Origin of the sequence: Kitasatospora sp. NPDC058218, assembly GCF_042882445.1 — a bacterium.
Taxonomy (GTDB): domain Bacteria; phylum Actinomycetota; class Actinomycetes; order Streptomycetales; family Streptomycetaceae; genus Kitasatospora.
Window position 1 is genome coordinate 167,585 of the sequence record NZ_JBHVWC010000001.1, and the last position, 17,925, is coordinate 185,509.

Below are 17,925 nucleotides of genomic sequence, written 5' to 3' on the forward strand. Positions count from 1 at the left end.
GCGGGCCTCCCTCGGGTGAACTGCCGCGTCACGAACCTCACGTGACCGGTGGCGGCGCCAGCGAGCCTGCCGCACCCGCCGGGCCCGGCTGCAGAGAAGGAGGCGCAGTCACCGCGACGCCAAGGCTGCCGGTGTGACTGCCGGTTGTTCTCTCGAAGGGGCCCCGCCCGGGCGACGACGCTGAGGCGCATGACTGCGAACCCCTCCATCCGGCCCGCACCGACGGACCGAGCCCGGGAGAACGGCGCGGGCTCCGTCCTCCCCCTGACGGTGCCGGCCGACACTCCCGGCACGCCCCTGGCCGAGTACCTCGCGGCCGCCCGACCGTTCGTCCGCGGCCGGCTGCTCGAACACGGCGCGGTCCTGCTGCGCGGGTTCGACGTCGGCGGCGTGGACGGGTTCGAGGCGGCGGTGCGGGCGGTGTCCGGATCCCCGCTGGCCTACGCCGAGCGGTCCTCGCCGCGCAGCACCATCAAGGGGAAGGTGTACACCTCGACCGACTACCCGCCGAACGAGGAGATCTTCCTCCACAACGAGAACTCCTACCAGGCCGACTGGCCGCTGACCCTCTTCTTCCACTGCGTCGAGCCGCCGGAGACGCTCGGCGCCACCCCGCTCGCCGACACCCGCCGCGTCCACGCGGCGATCGACCCCGCCGTCCGCGAGGAGTTCGCGGCCCGCGGCTGGATGGTGGTGCGCAACTTCTCGGACGGCTTCGGCGTGCCGTGGCAGCAGGCCTTCAACACCGCGGACCGCGCCGAGGTCGAGGCCTACTGCGCCCGCAACGGCGTCGTCACCGAGTGGACCGCGGACGGCCTGCGCACCCGCGCCCGCCGCAAGGCGGTGCACCGCCACCCGGTGACCGGGGAGACGGTGTGGTTCAACCACCTCGCGTTCTTCCACGTCACCACACTGGGCGAGGAGGTGAGCGCCGCGCTGCGGGAGATGTACGCCGAGGACCAGCTGCCGACCAACACCTACTACGGCGACGGCCGGCCGGTGCCGGACGACGTCGTCGAGCACCTGCGCGCCTGCTACCGCGCCGAGTCGCGGCGCTTCGACTGGCAGCGGGACGACGTCCTGCTCGTGGACAACATGCTGTCGGCGCACGCCCGCGAGCCGTTCACCGGTCCGCGCCGGATCGCCGTGGCCATGGCCGAGCCCCACTCGTCCCTCGTGACCCCCGACTCGCTCCTGGAGACGTCCGATGCCCACCGGTGACAGCGGCCACCCGCTCTCGTTCGCCCAGGAGCAGTTGTGGTTCCTGGACCAGCTCCGCTCCGGCGCCTCCACCGAGTACCTGATGTGCGAGGCGTTCCGGATCCGCGGCCCGCTCGACCTGCCGGTGCTGGAGGCCGCGTTCACCGAGATCGCGGCCCGGCACGAGGTGCTGCGCTCGCGCTACGGCACCGAGGGCAGCACCGGGGTGCAGTACATCGACGAGCCCGGCCCGGTGCCGCTCGCCGTGGTCGACCTGACCGGGCCGGCGGCGGCCGACCGCGAGGCGCGGCTGCGCGAGCTGCACGCCGCCGAGCTGCGCACCCCGATCGACCTGCGCACCCGGGCGCCCTGGCGGCTGACCCTGGCGCGGCTCGCCGAGGAGGAGGCCGTCCTGCTGGTGACGGTCCATCACATCGCCTTCGACGGCTGGTCCTGGGGCCTCCTGGCGCGCGAGCTGCACGAGCTCTGCGAGGCCTTCGCGGCCGGCCGGCCGTCGCCGCTGGAGCCCGTCCCGGTGCAGTACGCCGACTTCGCGCAGTGGCAGCGCGACACCTGGGCCGCCACCCCCGAGCGGGAGGAGCAGCGGCGCGGCTACTGGCGGCAGCGGCTGGCGGGCCTGGAGCCGCTGGAGCTGCCCACCGACCGCCGGCGCCCGGCCCGCTGGGACCCGGCCGGGGACAGCGTCCCGTTCACCGTGCCCGCGGAGCTGGCGCAGCGGCTGGCGGCGCTCGGCCGGGAGGGCGGCGCGACGACGTTCATGGTGCACCTGACCGCGTTCCAGCTGCTGCTGGCCCGCTGGTCCGGCCGGTCCGACGTGGCCGTCGGCGTGTCGGTCTCCGACCGCGACGAGGTCGCCCTGGAGCCGTTGATCGGCATGTTCCTCAACACCGTGGTGCTGCGCGGTGACCTGTCCGGCCCCGGGTCCTTCCTCGACCTGCTGGCGCGGGTCCGCGAGACCACCCTGGAGGCCTACGAGCACCAGGACGTCCCCTTCGGCTGGGTGGTGGCCGACCTCGCCCCCGAGCGCGACCTCTCCCGCAACCCGGTGTTCCAGGTCGGCTTCGCGCTGCACAACGCCGAGCGCCGCCCGCTGCGGCTGCCCGGACTCGACGTCGCCAAGGTCGAGGCGGCGACCGAGCACTCCGCCTTCGACCTCTCGCTGCACCTGTCCGAGCTCCCCGACGGCTCGCTCGCGGCCCGGCTCATCTACCCCACCGCGCTGTTCGACCGGGCCCGGATCGAGCGGATGGCGGCGAGCCTGCTGCGGCTGCTCGCGGGCATCGCCGACCGTCCGGCCGCCCCCGCGTACGCGCTGGAGACCGTCCCCGACGCGGAGCTGGCGGCGTTCGCCCGCTGGAACCGCACCGAGACCGAGCGCCCGCGGCAGTCGTTGGCCGAACTGTTCTTCGCGCAGGCCCTGGCCACCCCGGACGCGGTCGCCGTGGTGTCCGGCTCGCAGGAGACCGACTACGCCGGGCTCGCCGAGAAGGTCCGGCGGCTCGCCGGCCTGCTGCGCTCGCGCGGCGTCGGCCGGGAGAGCGCCGTCGGCGTCGCGCTGCACCGCGGCACCGACCTGGTCACCACCCTCCTCGCGGTGCTGACCGCGGGCGGGGTCTACGTCCCGCTGGCCCCGGAGCAGCCCGCCGACCGGCTGGCCCACCTGGTCGCCGACGCCGGGGTGAGCCTGCTGGTCACCGAGGACGCCCTGCTCGGACGGCTGCCGGAGCACCCGAACACGCTCGTGCTCGACGCCGCCGGCGGCCACGGCGAGGCGCCGGCCCTCGAACCCTCGGGCGTGGCCGGCACCGAGGCCGCGTACGTGATGTACACCTCCGGCTCCACCGGCCGGCCCAAGGGCGTGATCGTCCCGGAGGCCGCGATCCGCAACCGGGTGCTCTGGTCCGTGGAGCGCTACGGCCTGGGCCCCGGTGACCGGGTGCTGCAGAAGACCACCATCGGCTTCGACGCCGCCGTGTGGGAGTTCCTCTCCCCGCTGGTCTGCGGCGCCGCGGTGGTGAGCGGCCCGCAGGACGCCCACCGCGACCCGGCGGTGATGGCCCGCGCCGTCGCCGAGCACCGCGTCACCGTGCTCCAGGGCGTGCCCTCGATGCTGCGCCTGCTGCTGGACGAACCGGCGCTGGCCGACTGCGACGCGCTGCGCGTGGTCTGCTCGGCGGGCGAGCCGCTGCCCGCCGAACTCTGCGCCCGCCTGCGCGGGATCGTCGACGTCGAGGTGGTCAACACCTACGGCCCGACCGAGTGCGCCATCGACTCCACCGCCTGGCCGTGGGATCCGGCCGAGCCCGGGGACCAGGTGCCGATCGGCCTGCCGCTGCCCAATGTGCGCACCTACGTGGTGGACGCCGAGGACCGGCTGGTGCCGGTCGGCGTGGTCGGCGAGCTGTGCGTCGGCGGCATCGGGCTGGCCCGCGGGTACGCCGGCCGCGGCGACCTCACCGCCGACCGCTTCGTCCCCGACCCCTTCGCGACGGTACCCGGTGCCCGCCGCTACCGCACCGGCGACCTGGTCCGGCGTCGCGCCGACGGTGCACTGGAGTACGTCGGCCGCGTCGACGACCAGGTCAAGATCGGCGGCGTGCGGATCGAGCCCGGCGAGATCGAGGCGCTGCTGGGCGCCCACCCGTCGGTGGCCGCCGCCGTGGTCGCCGCCCACCGCTCCGGCACCGGCGACACCCGGCTGACCGCCTACGTGGTGGCCGCCGCCGGGGCGCGGATCGAGCCGGAGGCGCTGCGCGCCCACCTGGCCGCCGCACTGCCGGAGGCCATGGTGCCGTCCGCCGTCGTCGAGCTCGACGAGCTGCCGCTCACGCCCAACGGCAAGGTGGACCGCCGCCGGCTGCCCGCCGCCGCCGAGCCGCAGCACCCGGCCGAGACGGCCTGGGAGGCCCCGCGCACCCCGGCCGAGGAGACCGTCGCCGCGCTGATGGCGGAGGTCCTGGACGTCGAACGGGTCGGCGCGCAGGACGACTTCTTCCTGCTCGGCGGGTACTCGCTGCTCGCCATCAAGCTCGTGCTGCGGCTGCGGCGCGCCTTCGGGGTGGAGCTGACCGTCGGCGAGCTGTTCCACGCCCCGACCGTCGCCGGGCTGGCCGCCCGGATCGCCGGCGCCGCCGACACCGGCCCGCAGAGCGCGGCGGACGCCGTCCGCCCGGTGGGCCGGGGCGGCCCGCTGCCGCTCTCCTTCGGCCAGCAGCGGATGTGGTTCCTCGACCGGCTGGAGCCCGGGAGTCACGAGTACGTCGTCCCGCTGGCGCTGCGGCTGACCGGTCCGCTCGACACCGGGGCGCTGCGCGGCGCGCTGGACGCGCTCTCCGCCCGGCACGAGGTGCTGCGCACCCGGTACCGCGACGAGGGCGGCGATCCCGTCCAGGTCGTCGACCCCGCCGGGCCGGTCGACTTCACCCTCACCGACCTGACCGACCAGGCCGACCCGGCGCAGGGGGCCCGCGCCCTGGTCGACGAGCTGGCCCGCCGCCCGTTCGACCTCGCGCACGGCCACCCGCTGCGGGCGACCCTGATCCGCACCGCCCCCGAGGACCACCTGCTCGTCCTGACCCTGCACCACATCGCCTTCGACGCCTGGTCGACCAACGTCTACCTGCGCGAACTTGACCTCGCCTACCGCTCGTTCACCGACGGCGGCCCCGCACTGCCGGCCCCCGAGCCGGTCCAGTACGCGGACTTCGCCCACTGGCAGCGCGAGCAGCAGGACGCCGGCCGGCTGGACCACCAACTCGCCTACTGGCGCGACCGCCTGGGCGGCCTGACACCCGTCGAGCTGCCCACCGACCGGGTCCGCTCGGCCGTACGCGACTCCCGCGGCGGCAACGTGGTCGTCGAGGTGGCACCCGAGGTCGGCCGGGCGGTCACCGAGCTGGCCGGCCGGCACGGCGCGACTCCGTTCATGGTGCTGCTCGCGGTGTTCCAGGTGATGCTGCACCGCTACACCGGTCTCGACGACCTCGCGGTCGGCACCCCCGTCGCCGGGCGGACCCGCCAGGAGACCGAGGACCTGGTCGGCTTCTTCACCAACAACCTGGTGATCCGCAACGACCTCGGCGGCAACCCGGCCTTCACCGACCTGCTGGACCACGTCCGCGGCTCGGTGCTCGACGCCTTCGCCCACCAGGACGTGCCGTTCGAGCACCTGGTCGACGCGCTGCGGCCGGAGCGGGACCTCTCCCGCAACCCGCTCTTCCAGGTCATGTTCGAGCACCAGCACCTGGCCGGGGTCCCCGACCGGCTCGGCGCCGTCACCGTGGAACCGGTCCGGGCCGGCCTGGAGATCGCCAAGTTCGACCTCACCGTGACCGTCAAGGAGCGCGGCGGCCGGATGTACTGCTGGTTCGAGTACGCGAGCGCGCTCTTCGACCGGGCGACCGTCGAACGGATGGCGGGCCACTACCTGACCCTGATCGGCAGCGCCGCCGCCGCCCCCGGCGCGCGGATCGGCGACCTCGGCATGCTCACCGACACCGAGCGGCACACCGTCCTCACCCGCTGGGCCGACCCGGCGGGCGACCGGACCGCCGCGCTCGACCCCGTCGAGGAGCACGGGCTCTGCGTGCCCGAGCTCGTCGCCCGGCAGGCCCGGCGGACCCCGGACGCGATCGCCGTGGTCTTCGGCGACCAGCAGCTCAGCTACGCCGAACTCGACGCGCGGGCCGACCGGTTCGCGGCCCGGCTGCGCTCCCTCGGGGTCACCGCGGAGACCGTCGTCGGCTCCCTCCTGGAGCGCGGCGTCGAGGCGGTGGTGGTGCTGCTCGGGGTGCTCAGGTCCGGCGGCTCGTACGTGCCGTTCGACCCGCAGCACCCCGGTGAGCGGCTGGACTTCATGCTCGCCGACGCCGGCCCGGAACTCGTGGTCACCACCGGGGCGTTCGCCGACCGGCTGACCGGCCCCTACCGGGTGGTGCTGGCCGACGGCCCCGACGCCGACCCCGTGGCGGTCGAGCAGGAGCCCGCCCCGATCCGCCCGGAGAACCTCGCCTACGTCATCTACACCTCCGGCTCGACCGGCCGCCCCAAGGGCGTGATGATCGAGCACCGCTCGTACGCCCACCACTGCCGGGTGATCGCCGACCAGTACGGCATCGCGCCCGGCGAGCGGGTGGTGCTGCTCTCCGCGCTCACCTTCGACGTGGCGATGGACCAGATCGCGGCGACCCTGGTGGCCGGCGCCACCGTCGTGGTGGCCGACCCGGTGTTCTGGACCCCGGCCGAGCTGCCCGTCCGGCTCGCCGAGCACGGCGTCACCGTCGTCGAGATCACCCCGTCCTACTACCGGGCCGTCCTGGAATCCCCCGACCTGCACCTGCTGAGCGGGCTGAAGCTGATGAACGTCGGCAGCGACGTGGTCACCGGCCTCGACGCCCGGCGCTGGGCGGAGACCGGCCTGCCAGCCCGCTTCCTGTGCAACTACGGCCCGACCGAGGCCACCGTCACCTGCCTGCTGCACCCGGTCTCCGAGGTGCCGGCGCGGGGGGACGAGGCCTCGGCCCTGCCGCTCGGCCGACCCGTCCCCGGCACCCGCGCGCACATCCTCGACGCCGACCGGCGGCCCGTCCCGGTCGGCGTCCCCGGCGAGCTGTACCTGGGCGGCGTCCGGCTCGCCCGCGGCTACCACCGGCGACCGGAGCTGACCGCGGAGCGGTTCGTGCCCGACCCCTTCGCCGAGGAGCCGGGCCGGCGGCTGTACCGGACCGGCGACCTCGCCCGCCACCGCCCCGACGGCACCATCGAGTTCCTCGGCCGGATCGACCAGCAGGTCAAGGTCCGCGGCCTGCGCATCGAACTCGGCGAGATCGAGGCGGCGCTGGCCCGCCACCCCGCCCTCCAGGAGGCGGTCGTCACCGCCCCGGAGACCGCGCCGGGCGAACGCCGGCTCGCCGCCTACCTGGTGGCGCGGCCCGGCAGCCCGATGCCCGACGTCGCCGAGCTGCGCGGCCACCTGCGCGCGCTGCTCCCCGAGTACATGATCCCCGCGGTCTGGGTGCCGCTCGACGCGCTCCCGCTGACCGCCAGCAAGAAGGTCGACCGCAAGGCCCTGCCCGACGCCTCCGCCGCCCTGACCGGCGGCGCCCGCGAGCACCTGGCCCCGCGCGACCCCGCCGAGGAGGCGGTCGCCGCGATCTGGAGCGAGGTGCTGGGCGTGGAGCGGATCGGAGTCCAGGACGACTTCTTCGCCCTGGGCGGGCACTCGCTGCTCGCCACCCGGGTACTGGCCCGGCTCCGCGAGGCGTTCGCCGTCGAGCTGCCGCTGCGCCTGCTGTTCGAGGCCACCACGGTGGCCCGGCTCACCGAGGCGGTGACCGACGCCGTCGAGGCCGAGATCACCGCGCTCACCGACGAGGAAGTGGCGGGCCTGCTCGCCGAGGAGGGGCACCGATGACCGACACCAAGGACCGCGCACAGCTGCGGCAGGAGCTGCTCCGCCGGCGCCTCGCCGGCCGGGCGGCCGCCGCCCCGGCCGAGGGCATCGGCCGCGCGCCCCGCGGCGCCCCGCTGCCGCTCTCCTTCGCCCAGCGCCGGCTCTGGATCCTCGACCGGCTCCAGCCCGGCTCGACCGAGTACCTGGTGACGGCCTCGCTGCGGCTGCGCGGCCCGCTCGACCGGGCCGCGCTGCGGACCGCGCTCGACGGGATCCTGCACCGCCACGAAGTCCTGCGCACCCGGTACCCGGTGGTCGACGGCGAGCCCGTCCAGGTCGTCGAGGCGCCGGGCGGCGTCCCGCTCGCCGAGGAGGACCTCACCGCCCTGGACCGCAGCGCCGCGGACGCCCGGCTGGCCGACCTGGCCACCGGCGGACGCCGCCCGGTGGACCTCGCCGAGGGCCCGGTGCTGTCCGCCGTGCTCGCCCGGCTCGCCCCGCAGGAGCACGTCCTCCTGCTGACCGTGCACCACATCGCCTGCGACGGCTGGTCCGAGGACCTCCTGGTGCGCGAACTCGCCGAGCGCTACGACGACGCCGTCGCCGGCCGCCCGGCCCGCACCCCGGACCTCCCGGTGCAGTACGCCGACTACGCCGTGTGGCAGCGCGAACGGCTCTCCGACGACGCGCTGCGCCGCCGGCTCGACCACTGGAGCGAGCGGCTGGCCGGCCTGGCGCCCCTGGAACTGCCCACCGACCGGCCCCGCCCGCCGGTGCGCGACGCGGCCGGCGCCCTGGTGCCGCTGGCCGTCCCGGCCGCGACGGCCCGCCGGCTCACCGCGCTGGCCCGGGAACACGGCGCCACCCCGTTCATGGCCCTGCTGGCCGCGCAGGCCGTGCTGCTCGGCCGGTGGAGCGGGCAGCGCGACGTCGCCGTGGGCTCCCCGGTGGCCGGGCGCGACCGCGCGGAGGTGCAGGACCTCGTCGGCCTGTTCCTCAACACCCTGGTGCTCCGGGTCGACCTCTCCGGCCGGCCGAGCTTCGCCGAGCTGCTGCGGCAGGTCCGCGAGAGCGCCCTGGACGCCTACGGTCACCAGGAGGTCCCGTTCGAGCGGCTGGTCGAGGAGCTGGCGCCCGAGCGCGACCCGGCCCGCACACCGCTCTTCTCCACCATGCTGCTCTGGCAGGACGCCGCCGGCGCACCGGCGCCCGCGACGACGGGCGGCCTGACGGTCGAACGGCTGCCGGTCGGCGAGAGCACCGCCAAGTTCGACCTCACCGTGGGCCTGGCCGAACAGCCGGACGGCTCGCTCGCGGGCGGCGTCAACTACGCCGCCGCGCTGTTCGACCGGGCCACGGCCGAGCGGTTCGCCGCCCAGTTCGCCCGCCTGCTGGAGAGCGCCGTCGCCGCGCCCGACGCCCCGCTCGACGAGCTGGAGATCCTCCCCCGGGAGGAGCGCGAGCGCCAGCTCCTCAGCTGGAACGCGACCGGCCGCAGCTACCCCGCCGGCACCCTGCCGCTGCTGTTCGAGGCCCAGGTCGCCCGCACCCCGAACGCGGTCGCGGTGCGGTTCGAGGGCGCCGCGCTCACCTACCGGGAACTGGACCTCCGGGCCAACCTGCTCGCCCACCACCTGCGCACCCTCGGCGTCGGCCCGGAGTCCGTGGTCGGCGTCTGCCTGCACCGCGGCGCCGACCTCGTGGTGGCCCTGCTCGCGGTGCTCAAGGCCGGCGGCGCCTACCTGCCGCTCGACCCGGACTACCCGGCGGACCGGCTCGCCTTCATGCTGGCGGACTCCGGCGCCCTCGCCGTGGTCACCGACCCGCGGCTCGCCCCGCTGGTGTCCGGCGGCGCCCCGCACCTGGTGGACATCACCGCCGAACGGCCCGGCGGCTGGACCCACGACCCGGTCTTCGCGGCGGCCCCCGAACACCCGGCGTACCTGATCTACACCTCCGGCTCGACCGGCCGCCCCAAGGGCGTCCTGGTCGAGCACCGGGCCATCGTCAACCGGCTGCACTGGATGCAGGAGGCCTACGGACTCGACGCCACCGACCGGGTGCTGCAGAAGACCCCGTACAGCTTCGACGTCTCGGTGTGGGAGTTCTTCTGGCCGCTGATCACCGGCGCGACCCTGGTCCTCGCCCGCCCCGGCGGGCACCGCGACCCGGCCTACCTCGCCGACCTGATCGACACCGAGGCGATCACCACCCTGCACTTCGTGCCGTCGATGCTGCGGGCCTTCCTCGCCGAGCCGCTGCCGCCGCTGCCCTCGCTGCGCCGCATGGTGTGCAGCGGCGAAGTCCTGCCCGCCGACCTGGTCACCGCCGTGTACGAGCGGATCGGCTGCGAGCTGCACAACCTGTACGGGCCCACCGAGGCCGCGGTCGACGTCACCGCGATCCGCTGCGAGCCGGGCCGGCCCGTCACCATCGGCCGCCCGATCTCCAACACCCGCGCCTACATCCTGGACGCCGCGCTGCGCCCGCTGCCGATCGGCGTGCCGGGCGAACTCCTGCTCGGCGGCGTCCAGCTGGCCCGCGGCTACCTCCACCGGCCGGAACTCACCGCCGACCGCTTCGTGCCCGACCCCTTCGCCGCCGCCCCCGGCGGACGGCTCTACCGCACCGGCGACCTCGCCCGGTACCGGGCGGACGGCGAGATCGAGTACCTGGGCCGGCTCGACCACCAGGTGAAGATCCGCGGCCAGCGGGTCGAACTCGGCGAGATCGAGGCGGTGCTGACGCAAGCGCCCGGGGTCGCGGCCGCGGCCGTCGCCGTCCACGACGAGCAGCTCGTCGGCTACCTGGTCCCGGCCACGGCCGACGTCGAGGCCGCCCGCGAGCACCTGCGCGGCCGGCTGCCCGAACACATGCGGCCCGTGCACTGGACGACGCTGGAGACACTGCCGCTGACCCCCAGCGGCAAGACCGACCGCAAGGCGCTGCCCGCACCGGAGCGGACCCGCTCCGACCTGGTCGGCGCGTTCGTCGCCCCCCGCAACGAGATCGAACAGACCCTCGCGGACGCCTTCGCCACCGCCCTCGGCGTCGACAAGGTCGGCGTGCACGACGGCTTCTTCCAGCTCGGCGGCGACTCGATGCGCGCCATCCGGGCCGTCGGCGCGCTGCGCGACCAGGGGCTGGCCCTCTCCGTCCAGGACGTCTTCGCCCGGCAGACCGTCGCCGAACTGGCCCCGCTGGCGGCCGACCGGCCGCCGGCCACGCCACTGGAGACCGCCCTGGCCGGTCGCTTCGAGCTGCTCGCCCCGGGGGACCGCGAACGCCTCCCCGACGGCCTGGTCGACGCCTACCCGATGGGCCAGGTCCAGGTCGGCATGGTCTACGAGATGCTGGCCGACCCCGAGCGCAACACCTACCAGAACGTCAGCACCTTCCAGATCGTCGACGACGGCCCGTTCTCCGCCGAGGCGCTGAACGGCGCGGTACGCCTGCTGATCGAGCGGCACGAGATCCTGCGCACCTCCTTCGACCTCTCCGGGTACTCCGAACCGCTCCAGCTCGTCCACGCGGCGGACGGCCTGCACCTGGAGATCGGCGTGGACGACCTGCGCGACCTGCCGGCCGAGGAGCAGCAGGCCGCCGTCCGGCGCTTCCGTGTCGAAGCCCAGCGCACCCCCTTCGACGTCGGGCGCGCCCCGTTGCTGCGCTACCACGCCCACCTCGTCGGCGACCGGGAGTGGCTGCTCACCCACGTCGAGTGCCACGCCATCCTGGACGGCTGGAGCCACCACTCCGTCATCGGCGAGCTGCGGGCCGTCTACCGGCAGCTGGCCGCCGGCACCGGCGCCCCGGCCGCCGCCCCGCCGGAGGTCCGCTACGCCGACTTCATCCAGCTGGAACAGCGCGCCCTCGCCTCCGCGGAGGACCGCGAGTTCTGGCGCGGGCGGATCACCGGCCACGACCGGCTCCGACTGCCCGCCGACACCGCCCCGGCCGAGGCGCACCTGCCCGCCACCGAGGTGCGACTGCCCTGGGCGGAGCTGGAGCCAAGGCTGCGCCGGCTCGCCGCCGACACCCAGAGCTCGCTCAAGACCGTCCTCTACACCGCCCACCTGAAGGTGCTCGGCCTGCTCAGCGGCCAGCGCCGGTTCTTCGCCGGTGCGGTGACCAACGGCCGGCCCGAACTGCCGGGCGGCGACCGGGTCCGCGGCATGTACCTCAACACCGTGCCGTTCGCCGTCGACCTGCGGGCGCCGAGCTGGCGCGCGCTGGTGCGCTCGGTGTTCGCCGAGGAGCTGGCCCTGTGGCCGCACCGCCGCTACCCGCTGCCCGCGATGCAGCGCGAGTGGGGCGGCGGCGAGCCGCTGGTCGAGGTGGTCTTCGCCTACCTGGACTTCCACGTGCTCGACGAGCACCGCGCGGACATCGGCACCGTCACCGACCACAGCCCGAACGAGTTCACCTTCGACGTCTGGACCTTCCCCGGCGAACTGCGGATGACCTGCCGCCCCGGCTGGGCCGGCCGGGAGCGGCTGGCGGCGATCGGCGAGGCGTTCCTGGCCGTGCTCACCGCGATGGCCGACGACGCCGACGCGGACCCGCAGGCCTTCCGCGCGCCCGGCCTCGACCGGCCGAGCGCGCAGGCGCCCGCCACCCGCCCGCTGCCCGAGGTCTGCGTGCCCGACCTGCTCGCGGCCCGCGCCGACCCGGACGCGATCGCCCTGGACGACGGCGAACGGCGCCTGACCTACCGGGAGGTGGACACCGGCAGCAACCAGCTGGCCCACCTGCTGCGCGGGCTCGGCGTCGGCCCCGAGACGCCGGTCGCGATCTGCCTGGACCGCGGCATCGAGGCGGTCCTGGCCATGCTCGGCGTCCTCAAGGCCGGCGGCTACTACGTACCGCTCGACCCCGCCTACCCGGACGCGCGGATCGGCTACGTCCTGGACGACGTCCGCGCCGACGTGGCGATCTGCCGCCCGCAGGACACCGACCGGTTCGCGCGGATCGCCGACCTGCGCTGCGTCCCCCTGGACGCCCGGTGGGCCGGCCTCGCGGTCCTGCCCGAGACGCCGGTCGAGGCCGGCACCCACCCCGACAACCTGGCCTACGTCACCTACACCTCCGGCTCCACCGGCCGGCCCAAGGGCGTCCAGGTCACCCACCGCGCCGTCGTCCGGCTGGTGCACGACCCCAACTACGCCGACCTCGACGCCGACCAGGTGGTGCTGCTGCACGCGCCGCTCGCCTTCGACGCGTCCACGTTGGAGGTGTGGGGCGCGCTGGGCAACGGCGCCCGGCTCGCCGTCTGCCCGCCCGGGGCGACCACCGCCGCCGAACTGGCGGAGGTGATCCGCCGGCACCGGGTGACCCTGCTCTGGCTCACCGCCGGCCTGTTCCAGCACATGGTGGAGACCCACCCGGAGGTCCTGGCCGAGGTGCGGCAGGTGCTCGCCGGCGGCGACGCGCTCTCGCCCTCGCACGTGCGCACCGCCGTCGGGCACGGCGTGGCGCTGACCAACGGCTACGGCCCCACCGAGTGCACCACCTTCAGCACGGCGCTGCGCGGGGTGACCGCGGCCGACGCCGACCGCGGCGTGCCGATCGGCGTGCCGATCACCGACACCCGCGTCCTGGTGGTCGACGACGACCTCGACCCGGTGCCGTTCGGCGTGGCCGGCGAGCTGCTGGTCGGCGGCCCCGGGCTCGCCCGCGGCTACCTCGGCCGCCCCGACCTCACCGCGGACCGCTTCGTGCCGGACCCGTCCGGGGCCCTGCCCGGGGCGCGGTTCTACCGCACCGGGGACATCGTCCGCCGCGACCCCGACGGGACGCTGTCCTTCGTCGGCCGGCGCGACAACCAGGTGAAGATCCGCGGCCACCGGGTGGAACTCGCCGAGGTGGAGGCCATGATCGGCGGGCTCGGCACCGTCCGGGCCGCCGCGGCCGCCGTCCACCCCGGACCGGACGGCCACAAGCGTCTGGTCGGCTACGTCGTCCTCGAAGCGGGCACCGGCCCGCTGGACGTCGCCGTGCTGCGCGAACAGCTCCGGCGGCGGGTGCCCGACTACCTGGTGCCCGGCGCCTGGGTGGAGCTGCCCGCCCTCCCGCTCACCGCCCACGGGAAGATCGACCGGGCCGCGCTGCCCGCGCCCACCGGTCCCGCCCCGGCCACCGCCTCCACGGCCCCGCGCACACCCGCCGAGCGGGCCGTCGCCGAGGTCTGGGCCGAGGTGCTGGGCCTGGAGCGGGTCGGGGTCGACGACGACTTCTACGTCCTCGGCGGCCACTCGCTGGCCATCCTGCGGATCACCGCCCTGCTGCGCGAACGGCACGGCATCGAGCTGACCGTCCGCTCCTTCGTCGCCGACCCGACCGTCGCCGGGCTGGCGGCGGCCGTCGACGCGGCGCAGGCCGGCGAACCGGTCGAGTCGCTGGTCTGGCTCCGCCGGGAGGGCAGCAGGCCGCCCCTGTTCTGCGTGCACCCCGGCGGCGGCAGCGCCCACTGGTACCGCCCGCTGGTGCCGTACCTCGACCCGGACCAGCCGGTCGCGGCCTTCGCCTGGCCCGGCCTCCAGGCCGAGCACGGCGGCCCCGTCCCCTCGACCGAGCAGATGGCCGAGCGCTACCTGGCCGAACTGCGGGCCGCCGCCCCGCACGGCCCGTACCGGCTGTTCGGCTGGTGCGGCGGCAGCGGGATCGCCAGTGAACTGGCCCACCGGCTCACCGCCGAGGGCGAGGAGGTCACCTTCGTCCTGCTCGACCCGGGGCTCGACAACCACGAGCGGCCCGAGCTGTGGAAGGAGTACCGGCTGATCGAGAGCTGCGTGGCCAAGCTGGCGGAACTGGCCGCCGCGCCGCCCGAGCAGGACACCTCCGCACTCCGGCAGGAGACCCTGGCCCTGCTCGAACACCTGGTGGACGACGTCGACCCCGAGGTCGGGATCGTGCTGCCGGAACACGGCGCCGGCGAGGTCTGGCTGCCCTCCGCCCGGATGTGGCGCGAGGTCATGGAGATGTGCCTCACCTACCGCCACCGCCCCTACCCCGGGCGCCTGCACCTGATCGCCAGCGACGAACTGGCCGACGGCAAGCACGAGGTGGCCTCCGGCCAGGCCTTCCCCGAGTACCTCGCCCGCTGGCAGGAACTCACCGGGGACGTCGCCCTGCACCGCATCCCCGGCGACCACTTCGGCGTCATGAAGCCACCCCACCTCGGCCGTCTCGCCGACACGATCACAGCCATCCTCGGCGGGAACGGGGAGGCCACCGCCTGACGACAGCTCACCCGGAAGGGCGGGGCGCACACCGCGCCCCGCCCTTCCGCCGTCGGGCCAGCGAGCGGGTAACGAATTCTGCCGAGATCGACAACCCGCTCGGCTCGCGGACCGGCCGCTGGCATGATCCGGGCATGCACGTCACCCTCCACCCCGGCACGAGCCGGGACAACGCCCTCCAAGCCCTCACGCAGGTCGCCACAGACGTCGGAAACCTGTACACCTCCTATCGGGGGGACGCGGGCGGGCTGCTGCTCACCTACCTGGAATGGGCCAACGATGCCGTGGCCCGACTCACCAACCAGGTCAGCGAACGCGACATCGACCGGCTCGTCCTCACCCGCCGTTACGACCATCTGCTCACGGGTGCGGCCGAGTTCGGAGCGGCCGATCTGACGAAGTTCACCAACAGCCTCGTGCGACTCGAACTTGCTCAACGGGTAGGAGAGTTCGATGCTGTGGTGCGGACGCTTCGGCGGACGATCGAACGCCGGGTCCAGCCGACGCTGAACGCCGTCTTCGACACGAGCATGTACATCCAGCACCCGGAGAAGCTGGAGGCCATCGACTTCCGGAAGCTGGCAGTCGTCTACGAGGGCACGGTCAACCTGATGGTGCCGATGGCCGTGATCGACGAACTCGACCGGCTGAAGGAGTCGAAGGACCAGCAACAACGATGGCGCTCCCGCTACAGCCTCGCGGTCATCGACCGGCTCTTTCCGAACGGCCAGGAGCCGTTCGCCGTTCTCCACCGGGCCGATCTGTCCGAGATTGACGGGGGAGGGCGTGCACGTCCTGAGGTCACTGTCGAGATCGTCTTCGACCCGCCGGGCCACATCCGGCTGCCGAACATCGATGACGAGATCATCGATCGTGCGCTCGCAATGAGGCCGCTCGCCGCAAGCCCGGTGAGGATGTACACCTACGACACCGGGCAGTCGACTCGGGCGAGGAACGCCGGCCTGGTCGTCGAGAAGCTGAGCCTTCCGCTCGGGGAGGAGCCGTCGGCGACCTCGGCCGCGGCACCGGGTCGTGGCCGGCGCGGTTCCGGCTGACGGCACCGCGCCGGTCGGGAAGCGGCCGTCCGAACGTCGGGCCACCAGAAGGGCTGACCGCGCAGTGGCGGTCAGCCCGAGAACGCCCGCCCATGGTGTCAGATCGGGCGGCCCGCTCTGAGGGGCCGGGTTCGGTCCAGCAGCTCACGGACGTGGGGGTTTCGTCGGTAGGGCAGGGTCGCGGAGAGCATCGCGCGGAAGCGGTCGTCGGCCCGGCCGGACTGGACGTGCGGGAAGTCGTCCAGGGCGAGGCTCCAGCTCTGGACAGCCTCCTCCAGCCGTCCGGCTTCGAGCTGCCACTCGGCGATCATCGCGCGATGGCGGACACGGGCCCGGCGGTAGACCGGGGGCCGGACTCTCTCGGAGTGCTGGAGTGCGCGGATCGCGCCTTCGCGGTCGCCAAGCTCGTAGTTGACCTGGCCGACGTGGTACGAGAGCGAGGCGGGGTCGTAGGAGCCGTGGGCCTTGGCCTTGGACTCGGCCTGCTCCATGGCGATCTCGGCGCCGTGGAGCATGGCCAGTGCTCCGAGGCGGTCGCCGGTCTGAGCGAGAGCGTGGGCCTGCTGGCCGGCGAGGAAGGCCCGCATTCTGGGACCGGCCTCGGGTGAAGCGGCCGAGGCGGCGGCGGCGTACCGCAGGGCGACGGCGCCGTGGCCGAGTTCGACGGCCTGGACGCTCATGCCGCGCAGGGTCGTGCAATAGGTGAGGTGGTCGCCGGCGGCCAGCGCCAGTTCGAGCGCCTTGCTGTAGTAGCTCTGGCCGAGCCTGTCCAGGCGTTCGTCCACCGCCATGTAGCCGGTCAGGTAGAGGTGGTCCGCGGCGGCGGACAGCATCGCCTTTCGAACCTCAGAGGTGGCGGTGGCGCGGAGGTACGGAGCGATGTTGTTGACCATGAAGGCTGCGGCCATCGGGCGGGCCGTCCGGCCGCCGAACTGGTCGTCGATCTCGCTGATCCGCTCGGTCATGGCGATCACGCCTTCGACCTCGGCCATGCCGATCCGGGTGTGCGGGTCGGCCTTCAGCCTCTCGAACCGCCCGAGGTGGTCCGGCCAGCCTGGGACGGTGAGGGCGACCGAGTACAGGCTCGCTCCGAGCACACCCCTGCGCGATGGGTCCATGTCCGTGCTCCCCAGGTCGATCAGTCCCGCCACCGTATCCGTGGAGGTGGGCTGAACGTCGGGCTGATCGGCGAAACCGGCCTCGAACACGGTGACCGGCCGCGCCAGGCGGCGGGTCAGCGTCTCAAGTACCACCCGCTGATACTTCGCCATCGGACGGGTGCCCGAGAGCCAGTGGGAGACGGCGGACTCGTCGTACTTCAGCTTGAACCCGGCCTCGGTGCCGGCCCGGTTGACCGCGCGGGCGAACTCGCCGTTGCTGGCCCACCGGCACTCGGCGATCAGCGCGGCGAGTCTGCGGTTCGGTGTCCGTTCGCGTGCCACCAGTGCCCCCGAGAGCCAGGTTTCAAGGGTTTCAGAGATCAGTGATGTTTCTACCGTGTTCACGCCCAGAGCACACCTGTTGACTCATAGTCAGGTCACCGAGGGGGCCCCGTTTCCTGCCGGTGGCCGGTTCCCGGCCTCCGGCATCCACCGGTGCGGGGCACCAGACTCCCCGCCCTGTACCCCCGGGGCGGGAGAACGGCACCCCATCCGGGGTGTCGGCCCGGCCCGCTGTGGCGGGCCGGGCAGCACAACTTCGTTCCCACCGAGAGGAATAACACGATGGAAGAGCAGCACACCACCGAGGCGTTCGGCGACGACGAGCTGATGGTCGAGGTCGGCGACGCGGCCGCCCTGACCGAGGGCCAGGGCCAGGGCAGCAGCGAGGACAAGCGCCGTGCTTACAACAGCTGACCCTTCGCGTGGTGGGGGCCCCCCGCGCCCGGGGGGCCCCCCCGGCGGGGGCCCCCCGCCCACCCCCCCCGCGGCCACCCCCAATCCCGCCCCGGCCGGGCGGCCGCCCCCCCCCCCCCCCCGCCCCGGCCCGGCCCGCCGGGCCCCCCCGCGCCCGGGGC

6 protein-coding genes are annotated in these 17,925 nt (G+C 74.5%); 5 read left to right on the plus strand and 1 reads right to left on the minus strand.

Annotated elements, in window-relative coordinates; all coding sequences use genetic code 11:
• The first annotated feature begins 189 nt into the window (after nt 1-189).
• From ACFVYI_RS00650 to ACFVYI_RS00665, 4 genes are all read left to right on the plus strand, one after another.
• Entirely contained in the window at nt 190-1,221 is a 1,032-nt protein-coding gene (locus tag ACFVYI_RS00650; RefSeq protein WP_387879861.1) for a TauD/TfdA family dioxygenase, read from the plus strand.
• Nucleotides 1,208-7,633: an amino acid adenylation domain-containing protein gene (locus ACFVYI_RS00655; protein ID WP_387879864.1), complete on the plus strand. Its 6,426-nt coding sequence runs from the start codon at nt 1,208-1,210 to the stop codon at nt 7,631-7,633. The genes ACFVYI_RS00650 and ACFVYI_RS00655 overlap by 14 nt, the downstream gene beginning before the upstream one ends.
• Nucleotides 7,630-14,853, plus strand: a complete 7,224-nt coding sequence (locus tag ACFVYI_RS00660) for an amino acid adenylation domain-containing protein (RefSeq protein ID WP_387879867.1) — start codon at nt 7,630-7,632, stop codon at nt 14,851-14,853. The genes ACFVYI_RS00655 and ACFVYI_RS00660 overlap by 4 nt, the downstream gene beginning before the upstream one ends.
• A 134-nt stretch (nt 14,854-14,987) precedes the next feature.
• Nucleotides 14,988-15,908, plus strand: a complete 921-nt coding sequence (locus tag ACFVYI_RS00665) for a PIN domain-containing protein (RefSeq protein WP_387879869.1) — start codon at nt 14,988-14,990, stop codon at nt 15,906-15,908.
• A gap of 98 nt (nt 15,909-16,006) precedes the next feature.
• On the opposite strand, the gene ACFVYI_RS00670 is transcribed toward ACFVYI_RS00665, so the two are convergent.
• Nucleotides 16,007-17,353 (minus strand): tetratricopeptide repeat protein, encoded by a 1,347-nt coding sequence (locus tag ACFVYI_RS00670; RefSeq protein ID WP_387880023.1) that lies wholly within the window; start codon nt 17,351-17,353, stop codon nt 16,007-16,009.
• 279 nt (nt 17,354-17,632) lie between these two features.
• Here ACFVYI_RS00670 and ACFVYI_RS00675 point away from each other — a divergent pair, with 279 nt between their 5' ends.
• On the plus strand, nt 17,633-17,764 hold the full coding sequence (locus ACFVYI_RS00675) for an albusnodin family lasso peptide (protein WP_387879872.1): 132 nt from the start codon (nt 17,633-17,635) through the stop codon (nt 17,762-17,764).
• Nucleotides 17,765-17,925 lie beyond the last annotated feature (161 nt).